Consider the following 16,505-nt stretch of genomic DNA (forward strand, 5'->3'; position numbering starts at 1 on the left):
TTCTGTAAGCTTTCTATTTACAGAATTCATCTTCCGCTCTCATAATATGTGCAGGAAGCGCTGAGCAGGAACTAGGCGATGCTGTCGATATACTTATCTATGGCATCGCATACAAATGCCCGGACGGTTAATCCACCGTTCCGGGCATTTTTTATACCGCTCAGGGCTTATTTCGCTCTGATGTACGCAGCAATTCAATTTCTTCTTCGGCAAGCTCTCGGTATTCACCTGGCTCCAGGTCCTCATCCAACTGCAGCGATCCCATCGCAATGCGTTTTAAGTAGGTTACTTTCTTGCCTACCGATTCAAACATCCGCTTTACCTGATGATACTTTCCTTCATAGATGACCAGTTCGATTTCGGATATATCCCCCTGTGTAAGAATTGTCAGATCGGCAGGCAGTGTCTTATATCCGTCATCAAGTGTCACTCCTTTGCGGAACGCCTCCCCGTCCGCTTCGCTTACTCTGCCCCTTATTTGCGCAAAGTAGCGTTTGGGTACGTGCTTTTTCGGAGATAGCAATTCATGGGCCAGCTTGCCGTCGTTAGTTAGCAAAAGCAAACCTTCCGTATCCTTATCAAGACGCCCCACCGGAAATACGTCAAATGCGAAAAATTCGGCATCAAGCAGATCTACAACCGTCTCCTCCATCGCATCCTCAGTTGCCGAAATCACACCCTGCGGCTTATTCATCATAAGATAGACGAATTCCCGATAGTGCACCACTTCACCTAAAATTTGCACTTCCTGTCCATCCGGATCGACATGCATACTGCTGTCCTTTATCAGCTCACCGTCCACTTTTACCGCGCCGCTCTTACATAGTTTTCTGATCTCTTTGCGTGAGCCATAGCCCATATTAGCTAACAATTTATCCAGCCTCATCGACTTCCACACCCTTTACTTCTAGTCGTTCCTCTATTGTAACTGTCTATGCCCCGTCCATCCAGCGCCAGCCGGCAGGGTACATGTTTTTCAGCATCGCACCCGCTCCTTTGGCCCAACCGAGTGGATGACCGTCTACACAGACAAGGTTCCATCCTTTCTCTGCTGGATGCATCAATGTCTCACCCTTTAGATACCGAATGACATTAGCATCCTGTACTGCAAAATGAACCGTATGCAGCACGTCTCCTGCTCCAAGACCTAGCGCAAAAGCCTGAGAAGGCTCAAATCGCTTCTTCTTTATCACTCCAAGCTCCCAGCCCTGCCTTGCAAGTCGCAGAGAACGCAGATCAGGCAGATCGGCAGGAGATAGAAAGACGCGATCTTCATGCATTGTTAGCTCTACCTGATCGCTTTCTAACCCTTTCCAAGCAGGCAGCACCTCTTTAATAAATGCATAAAAATCGGCCAGTTCTTTGTGAAGAGCCGAACGGCGCGCTTTTGGTGTATGTGTTTTTCCTGCTTCCGCTACTCTCTTCTCTTTTTGAAGCAGCGCGACATAATGCCCTTCACCTTGCAGGCGGTGCGGCCACAGCCGCGCCGTTCCTTCTATCTGGACAGACGCAGCGCCTAACGTTGTCCATTCGATGCGCCCGTGTTCCCAGCCATGCTGTATTTTGATAGGTACAACCGAAAAGTCCGGATGCTGTTCTAAGAATGCTGCGATCATCTGTTCATTTTCTTCCGGCGCAAAGGTACACGTAGAATACAGCAGCCTTCCCCCCGGACGAAGCATCTGTGCCGCATCAGCCAGAATGGTTCGCTGCATAACAACGCAAGTCGAAATCGCTGCTTCACTCCAGCTTTTTACCATCTCCGGCTCTTTTCGGAACATACCTTCCCCGGAACACGGAGCATCTACCAGAATTTTATCGAAATATCCCGAGAAGACGGCGGCAAGTCGATCTGGAGTCTCATTGGTCACCACCGCATTGCGGATACCGTACAGTTCTACATTTTTCGTTAATGCTTTGACCCGATTCGGATTATTATCATTTGTTACAAGAACTCCCTGTCCCTGCATGGCCGCTGCCAGTTGGGTCGTCTTCCCGCCTGGTGCTGCACATAAATCCAGCACCTTCTCACCTGGACATACGTCCAATACGGCAGCAGGCGACATGGCGCTCGGCTCCTGAATGTAATACAGACCCGCGTGATAATACGGATGCTTGGCCGGACGTACGCCCTCTGGGTAGTAGAATCCATCCTCGGTCCACGGAATACCCGAGAGCGCCCAGTTCAACTGCGGAAGAAGTGCTTCCGGCGAGCTTTTTAATCGATTAATTCGCAATCCCTGCTTGCGAGGTTCTTGATAGGAGGCCATAAACTGTTCGTATTCTTCTTCAACCAGCAACGTCTTCATTCTTGCTGCAAAAGCCTCAGGGATATTCATGATTGTTCCTCTTTTCATTTTCTCTATGCTGAATACATGACATGATCTCGGTATTTTTTGCAGAAAAAAGAGGGAGCCCAGCTCCCTCTGTCTATTGCTTCACATATCGGACTGCCGGCGCTATTCGTCGACACCGACCTCTTCTTCCTGCAGTTCTTGTTTGTCGCCTTCGTACCAGTGATCCAGCACACGGGCCTCCAGCACTTTACATTCAATATAATGGACTTGTTTATCGGTGAACAAGTGCTTCCATTCGACTTCCAGCTCTCGTGCGAGGCGGACGACGGTCAGGAGTTCCTGCCAGGCCACGTAACGTTTGTACCAGAAAAATTGGGGATGCTCATTCATATACGGGTACAAATCATCAAACTCTGTATGCTTGCAATCCAGCGCACGTTCAAAGTGTGTCTTGGCATTGGACAGTTGTTCTTCAAAAAAACGGGCTATATCTCGACTTGTGGTCATAAACAACCCCTCCTTATCTTCTCCTTGTTCACCATTATAACAAATCCTCATCCATTTGCGGACATTTCTTTACAATTACTGATTGGTCTGTTGATCAGAAGATGGATTGCGTCCATTGCCACGACCCGGTGTCTCGTTATTCTGATCCGGTTTGGTTTCCGTACCCGGTACGGACTGATTCGGATCTTGGTTCGGGTTGTTCGGATCGACCGGCTGATTCGGATTGTTTGGATCAATCGGCTGATTCGGATTCTGATTCGGGTTGTTCGGATCGACTGGCTGATTCGGATTCTGATTCGGATTGTTCGGATCGACCGGCTGTTCCTCATCCTGATTCTCATCATCCGGTTCAGATGGCACCGTTTCCGGTATCGTGATCGCAGCCATGTTGGACATACTGCCCTCTTCCCCTGTTTCTGCATTATACGGTACGACAACATACGTATACATCCTTGATGGGTCGAATGAATCCGTATAACCAGACGATCCGGTATCTGCAATTTCTTCCTTATCAGCAGGAGAACCAAGGAAACGATACAGCTTGTATTTTACACGCTGATCATTGGTTCCGCCCCAATCAATTTTTACATTTTGTCCTGTCTCATCAACCGTTGCGCTCAAATCGCTGATAGAAGGAATCGACACTGGGGGCTCTACTGGTTTCACACCTTCTGGACGTTCAAATTCTTTGCGTTCCTTGCCTTCCATCGCCTTCTCCATTACCTTGCTGAACAAAGCGGCAGGCTCGGCGCCACCGGTTGTTTTCAAATGATTTTCATCATTTGTTTTATCATATCCCATGTAGACAGCACCCACATATTCCGGCGTATAGCCGACAAACCACGCATATCTTGTACCGCGTGATACTTTGTCACTGTCATATTGCTGTGTACCGGTTTTACCTGCAAGCGGGTGACTGATGCGAGCCCGCTTACCCGTTCCTTCTCGGACTGCATTTTGCAGCATATCAGTCATATAATATGCGGTTTGAGCACTTACTACCTCTGTTTCATCTTTCTTTTCCTGCACAATGATACTGTCATCTTGTGTACGAATTTCTTTGATCGTATGCCCTTTATTCATCTTGCCGCCATTAGCAAACGTAGAGTAGGCTTGCGCCATTTGGATCGGCGTCGCCCCTTTCTCCATACCGCCGAGGGCAATGGATAAATACTGCTCTTCCTTTGGCTCCGGCGTAATGCCGAACTTTTTGAGATAGCTTACTCCGTTAGAGAGACCGACCTCATTCAGCGTCCACACGGCCGCTGCATTTCGCGACTCGACCAGCGCCTTATTCATGGAAATGCTGCCCGCATAGCCCTCATTTCCATAGTTACGCGGCGTCCAATTACCGTATTCACGGTACGTTTTCTTCTCATCTTTTACGATGGTGTATGGTGTCCAGCCCTTTTCAAGCGCTGGAGCATAATCAATCAGCGGCTTGATGGTCGAGCCCGGCTGCACCTTCATGGTCGCCCGGTTTAAGTCGCCCCGCTTATAATCGCGTCCACCGATCATGGCAGTAATCCCACCGGTCTTCGCTTCCATGATTACCATAGCCGACTGTACCTTCGGATCGGTACCGCCTGGGAAATTTTTATTTTTTTGGTACTCTTCAAACATCGCTTTCTGAGCTTTGCTGTCCAGATACGTGATGATTTTATACCCGCCATAAAACAATTGATCTTCTGTAATGCCCAGTTGATCTTCCGCCTCATCCGTCAAGTAATCAACATAGGTTGCATACTCTTTGCTGATTCTTGAATTGCTTGGCGGATTATCCTGCACTTTCAACGGTGCTTTCTGCGCCTTTACCTTTTGCTCCTCTGTAATGAATCCGTTTTTCGCCATAAGCGACAGCACAAGATTGCGGCGCTTCAACGAATTGTCCGGGTTAGCGATCGGATTGTACGTATTCGGCGCTTTCGGCAGCGCAGCGAGCGTTGCCCCTTCCTCTAGGGATAATTCCTCGACAGATTTACCAAAATAGTATTTCGAGGCCGCCTGCACACCGACTCTTCCTTTGCCTGCATAAAAAGCGTTCAAGTACATTTCCATAATCTGCGGCTTCGTATACTTGCGCTCCAGATTTAACGCAATCATGATTTCTTTTGTTTTACGCATGAATGTCTTGTCATGGGAAAGAAAAATATTACGGGCAAGCTGCTGCGTAATCGTACTCGCCCCTTCCGCCTTACTGCGGGTGATCACGTCTTTAACAACGGCGCGACCAATCCCGATCGGATCGATACCATTATGCTCATAGAACCGGTTATCCTCGGTAGCAATAAACGCATCGACCACATGCTTTGGTATTTTATCAAATGTTACAATCTGTCTGTCTTCCAATCCTAACTTGGCAATTTCCTTTCCATCCGAAGAATATACGGTGGATGTTGCTTTTAACTCCAGCTTACTCTCATCAATCATCTGGTTGCCGGCTATATACAACGCCGAACAGCCACCGATGCTTAGAATCAAGAAAAGCGCAGTCATAAGGACCACGATGCCCCATGGACCTCTCCAGAATGACTTTCGCTTTTTGGCTGGTTTTCTTGATCGTCGTTTGTCCATGTTTCCAGTAACCCCCTAATAATGTACAGAAGGATAACAATACTACATAATAATACACATATCTATACAAAACAAAACGGTAAAAAGTTGCAAAAATCCATCGGTTTTCCCATGACCGCTCAAAATGAAAAAAGAGCCGCTATACAGGCTCTTTTTCTCTCTCTACATCTCACACATTCCGTTTCGCCTGTTGCAGAACCGTCATCGCCGCGCGAAATTCATCCATATCGATCACTTTCTCATGGTACAATTCACGCAACTCGTCTTCACACATCTCATAGTCAGTCAGCGGATCTCCCATATAAATAACGATCCCAAACCGGCGAAGCAACGCTTTAACGTCAAGAATGGTTTTGATCTCATTCATGAAACGAATCGCTACCCTTCATATCCTTCCTTACGGTATTCTACAACAACTTCCGTTCCGAGTCCACCACGCGCATTCCACGTCGCTTCAATACGCATATATAGGGGATCAGCCACTTTCACGAGATCTTCCAGAATTTTATTTGTTGCATGCTCCTGGTAAATGCCAACGTTTCTGTAAGAAGTAAGATAGAATTTCAAAGATTTCATCTCAATCAACTTCTCATTAGGAACGAAAATGATCCGAATATCTGCAAAATCCGGAAGGCCAGACCACGGGCATACGGAAGTAAATTCATTCGTCGGAATCGTTACCTCGGTTTTTTTTCCTACATATTCATATGGAATGGTCTCAAGAATATCCTCCATAATTGCTGTACGATCCTGAATATCAAATCTAATTTTATTATATTTGTCATGATCATGCTGTACTTGACTCATCATGTATTCATCCTTTCTTATATAAGATGGGGTCTTTCGCACCAGCTTCTGCAAAGCCTTTGAGACGCAGGCGGCAGCTATCGCATTCACCGCACGCTTCATCTCCTCCCTGATAGCAGGAAGTGCTAAGCTCATATGGAACCTTGAGCGTAAGTCCCCATTCCACCGTTTCTTTTTTTGATAAATGAGCAAGCGGCGCCTCTATACGAATTCCCGTACCGGCCACGCCCGCTTTCGTTGCCAACTGGATCGTCTCATTCATTGAATGAATAAACTCCGGCCTACAATCCGGATATCCGCTGTAATCTACGGCGCTGACACCAATATACACAGCCTCTGCTCCTACGGTCTCCGCATAGGCGGCTGCAAGCGATAAGAAAATCATATTGCGTGCGGGAACGTAGGTGGAAGGAATATCTTCCTCACCTGCCGCATTCTCTCCTACAGGTACTTGTATCTTCGTATCCGTTAAAGCGCTGCCGCCAATTTGCCTAAGAAAATCAAGCGTAACAATCCTATGATCGAATGCATCATAGAAGGCGGCCACTTTCTTCGCCATCTCTACTTCTCTGTTATGGCGCTGCCCATAATAAAACGTCAACGGATACAGTTCATATCCGGCAGCTTGCGCGATGCCCATGCATGTTGTGCTGTCAAGACCGCCGCTTAATACGACAACTGCTTTTCTCTTCATTACGCCTTATCCTCCCTATACGCCTCGTGCTTCAGGGTCCCAAATCACTTTATGAAGCTGCATGTTTATCCTTGCTCTGCCCTGCATAGGACGATGCTGCAGCATAAGCTCTACAAGCCTTGCAGGCGGCATAGTCTCCCACACCGGACTGAAGCATACCGTAGCTTTTGTCGGGTATCTTTCTAGAATCATAAGCGCATGCAGGAAATCATCCTCGTTCCCTACGACGAACTTCACTTCATCCCGGGACGCAAGCAGCGCAAAGTTCGCAAGATGCATCGCATCCGTCTCCCCGCTTGCCGGAAGCTTATAATCCATTACAAACCGGACTTTGTTACCTACGTTCTGCTCCTGCTCCCTTAATTCGCAAAACGGCAGCAGATCAATCGCACCGTTCGTTTCAATGTGAATGTCCCATACGTCCGAAAGCTGTGCCAATTGATACGCAAGCGCAAGCGACTTCGTACCGTGCATCAGCGGTTCTCCACCTGTCAGGCAGACCACACCGTGGCCGTGTGCCTTCACCTGACGCACAATCTCCTCAATACTTGCGGTAAATGCCGCCTTCTCAGGTGCATAGCTATAGGGCGTATCACACCACGTACAGCGGAGGTTACAGTTAAATACGCGGACAAATGTCGTCGGATACCCTGCCATTTTCCCTTCGCCTTCCACTGTTTCGAATAGTTCTACCATCGGCAGCTTCCAATGCAAATGAAGGTCGGATATGTTATGCATCAACTTCCATCCATTCCCGCTTCAGCGTTGCATAGCTGGTCGGCGTCTCGTACAGTACCAGTTCTTCAAGACGAGTTCCCCGCTCTTTCCACCCCTGGGATTCAGCTTCTTGATCGAGACGTTCCCATATCCACACGATCATGTTTTCCGCCGTTGTATTCATAGGCGGCAGCACTTCATTCAAATATTTATGATCAAGCTGTGCTTTAATCGCCCTTTCATACGCTTTCTTTATGTCGCCAAAATCTACACAAATACCAATCTCATCTACGAATCCGCTCACAGTGATCACCAGCTTATACGTATGGCCGTGTAAATTTTTACACTTGCCCTCATACAGATGCAGATGGTGCGCAGAATCAAATGTAAACTCTTTAGTTAGCGCTACGCGGCGGCGGTGATAACGAAGCTGCTCCGGCTGAATATCTTCATACAGGCGCTGTACACTATGTGGAATCTCAAATCCCGACATTCTTCCTTCTCCTTTCCATATCGTGAAATCGGCGCACCTCCGGAAACTAAAAAACGGGACCTCCAACATGGCGGTCCCGTGTACTGTCGCTTTTTACTAAAAAATAAAAAAATCCCCTTCACCAGGGGATAGAACAGTCAATACTCCGGTGGTATTTTTAACGTTGGTATCGCCACACAACAACGATTGATTCAATTGTACGTAGCCATTATACCGGAGTCTCTGCTAAAAACTCAAGCAGAAAATCATAAATATACGGATTGGCCGCCAAAATACTACTGCGCTCAGCGAATGGAATCTCCCCGCCCTCTAAAGTAGTAATCCTGCCACCCGCCTCTTCAACAAGCAAGCGGCCTGCGCCATAATCCCACGGATTTAAGTTGAGATTAATATATCCATCCAATCGGCCCACCGCAACATAAGCTAACTCTAATGCCGCTACACCATAGACGCGAACGCCGCGTGAGCGGTGAGCGAGACGCTGCGCTTTCTCTGAGAGACCGCTCTTCATGGCACGCCGATTCCAGAACAAGCCGGTTGAGAGAAGCGCTTCTTTCATCTCCTTATTGCGCTCCACCTGTATCGGCATGTCATTAAGGAATAGACCGCCGCCACGCTCTGCATAAAACATCTCTTTGCGGGTCGGATCATAGACAACACCTGCTTCACATACACCTTTATGATATACCGCAATGGATATACAATAGTTCTGCTGCTGGTGTACGAAATTGGTTGTCCCGTCAATCGGATCAACCATCCATACCGTGTCAAACTCACTGGGCTTACAAGCAATCAGCCCTTCTTCACCCAGTATGCCATGGTCAGGATACGCTTTAATAATCTTATCTATGACAAATTGCTCAACCGCCCGATCCACAGACGTCACCAGATCGGATGCAGACGATTTATACATAACTTCTAATGGTCGGGACAGCATCTCGGCAACCAAGTCTCCTGCACCTAATGCACAGCGCTTCGCCAGCAAGCCCCATGCCTTCACTTGTGTATTTTCCACGATTTTCGCCTCACACTTCTGATTCGTCATTCTTCTTATACTAACTTTACCCCATTTGTCTGATGGGTATAAAGAAAATTTTTCTTTTCTTGCCCATTCCCACACTTTTCAAGTTTTCCTCGCTTTTTCGCATGAATTGTGTTACTTTTCAGTTAAAATACCAAAGGAGAGTACACGATGGCTTTTAACTGGCATGAAGCATGTGCAACACACTGGAATAAGATGTCTGATCACTGGCAGGCAAATAGCGAAGAAATGTGGGAGACAGGAAGCCGTAAGTCCATTCTTCCCGTACTAACCCGTTATATACAACCCGAAGGCGGTCCTGTACTTGATGCCGGATGCGGCGATGGATACGGCAGCGTGAAGCTCTCAGAACGCGGCTTTGATGTGATTGGTATTGATATCTCTGAAGAGATGATCAATAAAGCGAACACGCGCGAAAAAAATGGATGCTCTCTTTCCTTTAAAAAAGCGGATTTGCGCGATCTCCCATTTGAGCTGGCGAGCTTTCAAGCAATTATGGCTATTAATGTCATTGAATGGACGGATACGCCTCGTGAGATGCTGCTGAATTTGCAGCAATACATACGACCAGGCGGCCTGCTTGCGCTTGGCATTCTTGGTCCGACCGCGGCACCGCGCGAACATGGATATCGTCGCTTGTATGGTGAGGATGTCGTGCTGAATACGATGATGCCATGGGAATGTGAGCGACTGCTTACAGAGAACGGATATGAAATCATACACCAGGAAGGCGTCTACAAGCGCGGAGTGACTGCTGAGATGACGAATGTCCTCTCCCATGAATTACAACAGGCTGTAAGCTTCCTCTGGATGTTTTATGCCCGTCCCCACACTTCTATATAATACTAAAGAAGTCTTCCGTATCTTGCGGAAGACTTTTTATTGCCTGTACACAACTTCTTTGCTTGCTTCCCGTCTAACTTTATAAGAAAATGATGCGACGCTTATCCAGCATGCAAAGAAAGGAACATGGATCATGAAGTGGCAACGAATCGCGGCCGTCCTGCTTACAACAGGGGGATTGCTCATGACAGGAACCGGATGTTCGTCCATTGACACGCGCTCTCCCTCCGCCCAAACGGAAGAAGCAAAGAGTTGGATCGCCCAGCAAATGAAACTGAAACAAGCCTCCATCAATGAATGGGAGAAGATGGCCGATCAGGCCAAATCATCTCCAGCCGATCAGGCCGTCTCACAGCTTGCCGTCAATGTTCTCTCAAAGAATGTAGCCTCTTTGATTGCCGAGAATGGAAAAAATAAGCCCGCCCTTTTAGCAAGTGTAATGAAAAAGGAAAAAGTAAGTGAACCTACAAACCTGCCTTCCCTCGCTTCTCTTACGCTGGCAGCAAAAAATCAACTCGATGGCGGAAAAACACTGTACCGCCTTGAAGGTAAGGTCTTCACTTCCGTACCTGAGCGGCTGTATCCTGTAACGATCGTTGTCCGGGTTAGCAAGCAGGGGCATATCGAGTACTTTGACATTGATCGGTAAGCAGAAAAGAACCAGGCGCAGTTGAGTGCCTGGTTCTTTTCTGCTTATTTTATTGATGCTGCGCCTACAAGATAAGAGATGCGTTCACATACTTCCGCAATATCCTCATCCGTAATATGCCGATGTGTAACAAAGCGGATAATTCCTTCATCGAACGGAGATGCTTTGACTCCCTTTTCAGCAAGCTTTGCTTGAAATTCCGATTCATTCATGCCTGTTTTTGTCACATCACACATAATAATATTCGTCTCTACCGTATCTGTATTAACATACAATCCAGGAATCGCATTCAATCCAGCCGCAAGCTGCTTGGCACGAGCATGGTCCTCATGCAGACGCTGGCTCATCACCTCAAGCGCATGCAGCCCCGGCGCTGCAAGTACACCCACCTGGCGCAGACCACCGCCTAACCGCTTCCGCCAACGCCTAGCCTCCTCAATAAACTCCCGTGTTCCCGTGAGCACGGAACCAATGGGAGCACTCAATCCTTTGGATAAGCAGAACTGAATCGAATCTACATATTTTCCGTATTCTTTTGCAGAAGCGCCGGAAGCCGCTACCGCATTAAACAGGCGGGCTCCATCCATATGAATCAGCAGCCCGTGCTTTTTGGCAAGAGTATGAATCTCTTCCATCTTATGCAGCAAAATCACGCGTCCACCCGCTTTATTATGCGTATTCTCCAGGCAGATCATCCGGGTGCGCGGCTGATGCACATCATAACTATCACGCAGCGCACGCCGAATCGCCTGCGCGGAAGGACATCCTCCCTCCTCTGCAACAGGACGCAATTGAAGTCCGCCTAATGCAGCCGGAGCCCCTCCCTCATACAGATAAATATGGCTGTTCTCACCCACAATCACTTCTTCACCAGGACGGCAGGAGGAAAGCAGAGCCAACTGATTCCCCTGTGTTCCGCTCGTAACAAACAAGGCTGCTTCGTGTCCTACAACCTCAGCCGCCTTTTCTTCTAGACGGCGAACGGTAGGATCTTCTCCATACACATCATCGCCCACTTCAGCTTCATACATAAGCGTACGCATCTCTTCTGTTGGTTTTGTTAGCGTATCGCTGCGAAGATCAATAATTTTCAATCATCTCGTCTCCTTCTGCTCCGAAGCGGCAATTCTTCAGCACCTGCCACTTCTGCGCTGTAATTCGGATGCTCCTCAATAATGCGGCGCATATTATCGAGCCATGCATTGATACCCGCGATTTTATCCAGATCCTTGTTCGTAAAAATCGTGCGTTGAAAATACGGCTGCACCTCATACATGCGTTCCTCTAAGTTGTGGTCAAAATTATTCCACTTCATCATTTGCCGCACGTCTCCGTTATTTTCAACGACATCGCAAATCCAATAGTACTGAGACTGAATATCGCGAATCATCTCATATGCTCTCCGCTGATCGCTCGTATACTGCTCCTCTACGGCCCACTGCCGCTCACGCTTGCTGTAAGCAAAATACGCAAGAAAGTGAATGACCGTTGCTAAAAATAAACCCAATGTAAAAATAAATCCGGTGTAGTACATCCAATCGGGTATGTAAATCGAACTTAAGAGGCCCACGCTTAAATGATAGCACAGCGAGACGACCCAAAAACCGATAATGAATGGATTGGGCCGGGTCAACTGCGTTTCTCTCTTTTGCACAGGTCGTGTAGAAATGGTTGCAAACGCCTGCAAATATGCATCAAGGAAAATTACGCTTAAAAAAAACAGCCCTGCTTCCAATCCGATTCGTTTCGTATAATCGGCCGGTACCTTAATATAGTAAAGCAACATATAGAAAACGATAAGGTAGACAAGCGATAATGCTGTCCATACAAGAGCACGCCCGCCTTTACGCTTTTCTCTGCGCTGGCGGTATTTTTCTGTACGCGAAAGGGGATCCAACCTCCGTCACCATCTTTCTCTGTCATTCTAACAATTTTGGCGATTTCTTCATAAATAATATATTTGGACTATACATGTAAAGATCAAAAAGTACGATTTTCCCTCTCACGATCCCGATTTTCGAAAAAAAGAAAGCCTCTACGTTACGCAGAGGCTGTTGTTGTTGATTGTTTGTCTTTTTTTATCTTACCACTAATTAGAACGCCTGCAACCACTACAGCAATAACAATCCATTTGACAACCGGATTTTCGGCAAAAAACGGAACGATAAACTTCTCAGCAACCATCATCTTCGCTGCCGTATAAGCAAGGACACCGCCACCAACGAAGATCAGCCATGGGAAACGATCGAGTAATTTAATAATTACCTGGCTTCCCCATACTACAAGCGGAATGCTGATCAAAAGACCCAACACAACCATACCTGTATGGCCTTGTGCGGCACCGGCTACGGCAAGCACATTATCAAGTCCCATCATCACATCCGCGATAATGATTGTTCGAATGGCACCAAATAGTGAGCTGCTGCTTTTAATATTGCCTTCGTCCTCTTCCCCGATCAAAAGCTTATAGGCGATCCAGACGAGAATTGCTCCACCAATAAGGTGAAGTCCAGGAATATTCAACAGCCAAACCACAAAAACGGTAGCAATTGCACGAATAGCGATCGCACCGACCGTCCCCCAAATAATTGCCTTCTTCTGCTGTTCTTTCGGCAAGTTCCGGGAAGCAAGCCCGATTACAATGGCATTGTCACCGGCAAGCACCAGGTCAATAATGATAATGGAAAAAAGCATTGAAAAAAATTGTGGGGATAAAAACTCCACGCTAATCATTCCTCCTCACTAAGGTCGTACCTTTATGCACGCGACAAAAATGTTAAAAACCTCCATAAAAACACAAAAAGACCCGGCCGTATACGGCACAGGTCTTGCTTACAACATTCGCATGCTGTCGATAGAGCCGGGGTTCCCGCCAAGGTTCCCGTAATGACGACACTATCGTTTTCAAAGCTACTCCCCTATGGGCTATTCTGTTATTTATAACATACACCCAGCGGCAATGTGTGTCAATCTATAATTTGACGCACAAATGATTGAATGAATTTGCCATTTATCATACCATAAAAATGTGAGCATATCATTTTACGAAAGAGAGGGTTCAATTATGCCATCGATTGATACATTCCTCGCCTCGCGTCTTACACAGCTCGAAAACTTATCTACAGCAGCCGCACAGGCATATTGGCAGGCTACAACCACCGGTGAAGAGCAATATGAAAAACAGTATGTACAATACCGACAGGACTTGATCCGCTTATTCTCTAATAAAGATGATTATGCATTACTAAAGGAATGGCTGGCCGATGAAAAAAACGGATACGATGTATTATTGAACCGCCAACTGGTACTGCTTGGGAATGAATACCTTCCAAACCAGCCAGATGCCGAGCTTCTTTCTGCGATCGTACATAAAGAAAGCGAAATCGAAGGTGCATTCACTCGCTTTCGTGCTTCCGTTAATAACCAGTCTGTATCCGATAACGAAATCCAGGATATATTACAAAACGAGACTGATTCCTCTCTCCGCCGCCAAGCATGGGAGGCAAGCAAACAGATTGGAAGTCAGGTAGCACACAGCGTGATCGAGCTTGTCAAACTGCGCAACCGCTGTGCTCAAGAAGTCGGCTTCAAAAATTATTATGCTATGTCGCTCAAATTACAGGAACTTGATGGACGGGATCTCTTCGCTATTCTCGACTCGCTAGAGGAGAAGACAACAGAGCCGTTCCGCCGTATGAAACAAAAGCTCGATGAGCAGCTAGCACGCAAATTCAACATTGCCTCAGATAATCTCATGCCGTGGCATTATGCCGATCCTTTCTTCCAAGGAGCTCCCGCTCTTGAGGGCGTGCAGCTCGATCCGTATTTTAAAGAGAAAAATATTATAACGATCGCCAAACGCTTCTTCAGCGATATCGGATTGGATGTAGAAGATATCATCGAGCGCAGTGACCTTTTTGAGCGACCGAACAAAAATCAGCACGCTTATTGTATTGCTGTTGATCACAGCGGAGATATACGTATCCTCGCCAATCTGCGTGATAACGAATCGTGGATGAGCACCTTGCTGCATGAGTTGGGGCATGGGGTTTATGACAAATACATCGACCGCACGCTCCCATACCTGCTGCGCACCCCGGCACATACACTAACCACAGAAGCGATTGCCATGCTGATGGGACGGCTGACTAAAGATTCCGAGTGGCTCAAGCTGTATGCTGACGTACCGGAACAGGAAGCGCTGCAATTAAAAGAAGCTCTCGAAGACTATGTAAGCATGAGCATGCTCATCTTCGTGCGCTGGGGTCTTGTCATGGTCCACTTCGAACATGAGATGTACCATGATCCCGATCAGGATTTGAATGCGTTATGGTGGTCGCTTGTGGAACGTTTTCAACTGATTACAAAACCTAAAGACCGTAATGAGCCGGATTGGGCCGCCAAAATCCATATCGGAACCGCACCTGTCTACTACCAGAATTATATTTTAGGTGAGCTTATGGCCTCCCAACTGCATTTCATGATGCTTGACGAGCTGAAGAATGAGTCATACCTGCAAAAGAAAAGCACCGGCTCCTACCTTATCCGCCGTATTTTTCATTCCGGCGCTCAAGTACCCTGGTATGAACTTCTCAAGAACGCTAACGGCGAAGGATTGAATCCTGATTACTTCGTAAAACAATTCGTACGATAACATAAGAAAAGGCGCCTCCATCATGCGGATGGAAGCGCCTTTTTAAGCTAGTTTCTCACCGTGTTACGCACTTGATCCGAGCTTCGAATCGGCAGGAACATCATTGCAAAACCGAGTAATACGACAATACCGGAAATACCAAACGGGGCTTGCGGAAAGAGCATATGTCCGAAAACTCCGGATAGAATCGGGGCAAAGCCTGCGCCCATCCAACGCACGAAGTTATATACACCAGAGGTAACGCCCCTCTCATACGGTGATGACTCCATTACATGCGTTGTGAACAGTGCATTATTCAAGCCGGAGACGAGTCCTGAGAGCATGATGAGGATAATCTGTATCCACACTACCTTAACGAAGAACAACAGGAATAAGAACATGCTGAAAACTAACAAACTGTAGCGAAGCAGACGCTTCGGCTTATATGTTCGCTCCAACTTATGCGATAGAATGGCAGAGCCGTATGCGAGACAGAGACCCCAACCAAAGAAAATCAGCCCGAGTTGAATCGGCGATACCTTCAGTACGAGCGGCGAATAGGCCAATACAGTGAAAAAACCGTAATTATACAGCATACCTGCAAGCGCCCCCTGCAGAAACGGCGGATAGGAGAAGAGGTGGCCCATCTCTTTGAACCCTGCTGTTTTCCGCTTCTGCTTCTGCGACGGCACTTTCACCAGGACGCTAACCATTACAAACGCAGCCAGAATCAAAAGCCCTGTGGCAATAAACGGATAGCGCCACGTATATCCGCCCAGAATCCCTCCAACAAGCGGTCCGCCCGCCATTCCCAGTCCAATCGCAGCTTCATATAAGCCGATAGCGGAACTAACTTCACTAGATAGCGCGATTAGAAGCGTCATCGCTGTGGCAAAGAAGAAGGCATTGCCCAATCCCCAACCGGCGCGAAAGAGAGACAGTTCCATAATCGTATGCGAGAAGCCGCAGAGCAGCGCAAATATCGTAACAATTGCAAGCCCCGTTACCATCATCGGTTTATCACCGAATTTTCCAGCCAGAAGACCTGCCGGAAGCATCATGATCGCCATTGTGAAAATATAAGAGGTAAATAACATTTCAACTTGCCATTTGGTAGCGCCAATCTGTTCTGCAATCGAGGGCAGGATCGGATCGACTACACCGATTCCCATAAATGCAAGAAATGTAGCAAACACTGTAATGGCTCTCGCTCTTTTCTTTTTACTTTCACTTAACTCCAAGTTTCTCA

Annotated in this window: 17 protein-coding genes; 3 read left to right on the forward strand and 14 right to left on the reverse strand. The window is 47.2% G+C overall.

Annotated features, from left to right (window positions below):
• Positions 1-160 precede the first annotated feature (160 nt).
• The 10 genes from AB3351_RS11060 to AB3351_RS11105 all read right to left on the reverse strand — a co-directional run bounded on the left by AB3351_RS11060 (position 161) and on the right by AB3351_RS11105 (position 9,104).
• The gene (locus AB3351_RS11060) at positions 161-886 is read right to left on the reverse strand and encodes a pseudouridine synthase (protein ID WP_371147207.1); all 726 of its coding nucleotides are present in this window, start codon (positions 884-886) and stop codon (positions 161-163) included.
• 46 nt (positions 887-932) lie between these two features.
• Positions 933-2,339: an RsmF rRNA methyltransferase first C-terminal domain-containing protein gene (locus AB3351_RS11065; RefSeq protein WP_371147208.1), complete on the reverse strand. Its 1,407-nt coding sequence runs from the start codon at positions 2,337-2,339 to the stop codon at positions 933-935.
• Between the two features lie 120 nt (positions 2,340-2,459).
• A complete protein-coding gene (locus tag AB3351_RS11070; protein ID WP_371147209.1) occupies positions 2,460-2,804 on the reverse strand; it encodes a hypothetical protein in 345 nt (114 codons plus the stop codon).
• 75 nt (positions 2,805-2,879) lie between these two features.
• On the reverse strand, positions 2,880-5,378 hold the full coding sequence (locus AB3351_RS11075; protein WP_371147210.1) for a transglycosylase domain-containing protein: 2,499 nt from the start codon (positions 5,376-5,378) through the stop codon (positions 2,880-2,882).
• A 169-nt stretch (positions 5,379-5,547) separates the two neighbouring features.
• A complete protein-coding gene (locus tag AB3351_RS11080) occupies positions 5,548-5,745 on the reverse strand; it encodes a YqgQ family protein (protein WP_371147211.1) in 198 nt (65 codons plus the stop codon).
• A gap of 11 nt (positions 5,746-5,756) precedes the next feature.
• Positions 5,757-6,188 carry a preQ(1) synthase gene (gene queF, locus AB3351_RS11085; RefSeq protein WP_371147212.1) on the reverse strand — a complete coding sequence of 144 codons (432 nt, stop codon included), beginning with the start codon at positions 6,186-6,188 and terminating at the stop codon, positions 5,757-5,759.
• A gap of 4 nt (positions 6,189-6,192) precedes the next feature.
• Positions 6,193-6,879 (reverse strand): 7-cyano-7-deazaguanine synthase QueC, encoded by a 687-nt coding sequence (queC, locus tag AB3351_RS11090; RefSeq protein WP_371147213.1) that lies wholly within the window; start codon positions 6,877-6,879, stop codon positions 6,193-6,195.
• 15 nt (positions 6,880-6,894) lie between these two features.
• On the reverse strand, positions 6,895-7,617 hold the full coding sequence (locus tag AB3351_RS11095) for a 7-carboxy-7-deazaguanine synthase QueE (protein ID WP_371147214.1): 723 nt from the start codon (positions 7,615-7,617) through the stop codon (positions 6,895-6,897).
• Positions 7,610-8,089 carry a 6-carboxytetrahydropterin synthase QueD gene (gene queD / locus AB3351_RS11100; RefSeq protein WP_371147215.1) on the reverse strand — a complete coding sequence of 160 codons (480 nt, stop codon included), beginning with the start codon at positions 8,087-8,089 and terminating at the stop codon, positions 7,610-7,612. Before queD ends, AB3351_RS11095 begins: the two co-directional genes overlap by 8 nt.
• A gap of 208 nt (positions 8,090-8,297) precedes the next feature.
• Positions 8,298-9,104, reverse strand: coding sequence for an inositol monophosphatase family protein (locus AB3351_RS11105; RefSeq protein ID WP_371147216.1), 807 nt, complete (start codon positions 9,102-9,104; stop codon positions 8,298-8,300).
• Between the two features lie 177 nt (positions 9,105-9,281).
• On the opposite strand from AB3351_RS11105, the gene AB3351_RS11110 reads away from it, so the two are divergent.
• Positions 9,282-9,974 (forward strand): class I SAM-dependent methyltransferase, encoded by a 693-nt coding sequence (locus AB3351_RS11110; protein ID WP_371147217.1) that lies wholly within the window; start codon positions 9,282-9,284, stop codon positions 9,972-9,974.
• Positions 9,975-10,107: 133 nt separating this feature from the next.
• Positions 10,108-10,623 (forward strand): hypothetical protein, encoded by a 516-nt coding sequence (locus AB3351_RS11115; RefSeq protein ID WP_371147218.1) that lies wholly within the window; start codon positions 10,108-10,110, stop codon positions 10,621-10,623.
• Positions 10,624-10,667: 44 nt separating this feature from the next.
• Here AB3351_RS11115 and AB3351_RS11120 read toward each other — a convergent pair whose 3' ends face one another.
• From AB3351_RS11120 to AB3351_RS11130, 3 genes are all read right to left on the reverse strand, one after another.
• Positions 10,668-11,711: a threonine aldolase family protein gene (locus AB3351_RS11120; protein ID WP_371147466.1), complete on the reverse strand. Its 1,044-nt coding sequence runs from the start codon at positions 11,709-11,711 to the stop codon at positions 10,668-10,670.
• A 2-nt stretch (positions 11,712-11,713) separates the two neighbouring features.
• Entirely contained in the window at positions 11,714-12,520 is an 807-nt protein-coding gene (locus AB3351_RS11125) for a hypothetical protein (protein WP_371147219.1), read from the reverse strand.
• A 143-nt stretch (positions 12,521-12,663) separates the two neighbouring features.
• On the reverse strand, positions 12,664-13,347 hold the full coding sequence (locus tag AB3351_RS11130) for a TerC family protein (RefSeq protein ID WP_371147220.1): 684 nt from the start codon (positions 13,345-13,347) through the stop codon (positions 12,664-12,666).
• Positions 13,348-13,687: 340 nt separating this feature from the next.
• On the opposite strand from AB3351_RS11130, the gene AB3351_RS11135 reads away from it, so the two are divergent.
• A complete protein-coding gene (locus AB3351_RS11135) occupies positions 13,688-15,277 on the forward strand; it encodes a M2 family metallopeptidase (protein ID WP_371147221.1) in 1,590 nt (529 codons plus the stop codon).
• A gap of 47 nt (positions 15,278-15,324) precedes the next feature.
• On the opposite strand, the gene AB3351_RS11140 is transcribed toward AB3351_RS11135, so the two are convergent.
• On the reverse strand, positions 15,325-16,497 hold the full coding sequence (locus AB3351_RS11140) for an MFS transporter (protein WP_371147222.1): 1,173 nt from the start codon (positions 16,495-16,497) through the stop codon (positions 15,325-15,327).
• Positions 16,498-16,505: the final 8 nt, after the last annotated feature.

This window comes from Aneurinibacillus sp. REN35, from assembly GCF_041379945.2.
In the GTDB taxonomy this organism is placed as follows: Bacteria; Bacillota; Bacilli; order Aneurinibacillales; family Aneurinibacillaceae; genus Aneurinibacillus.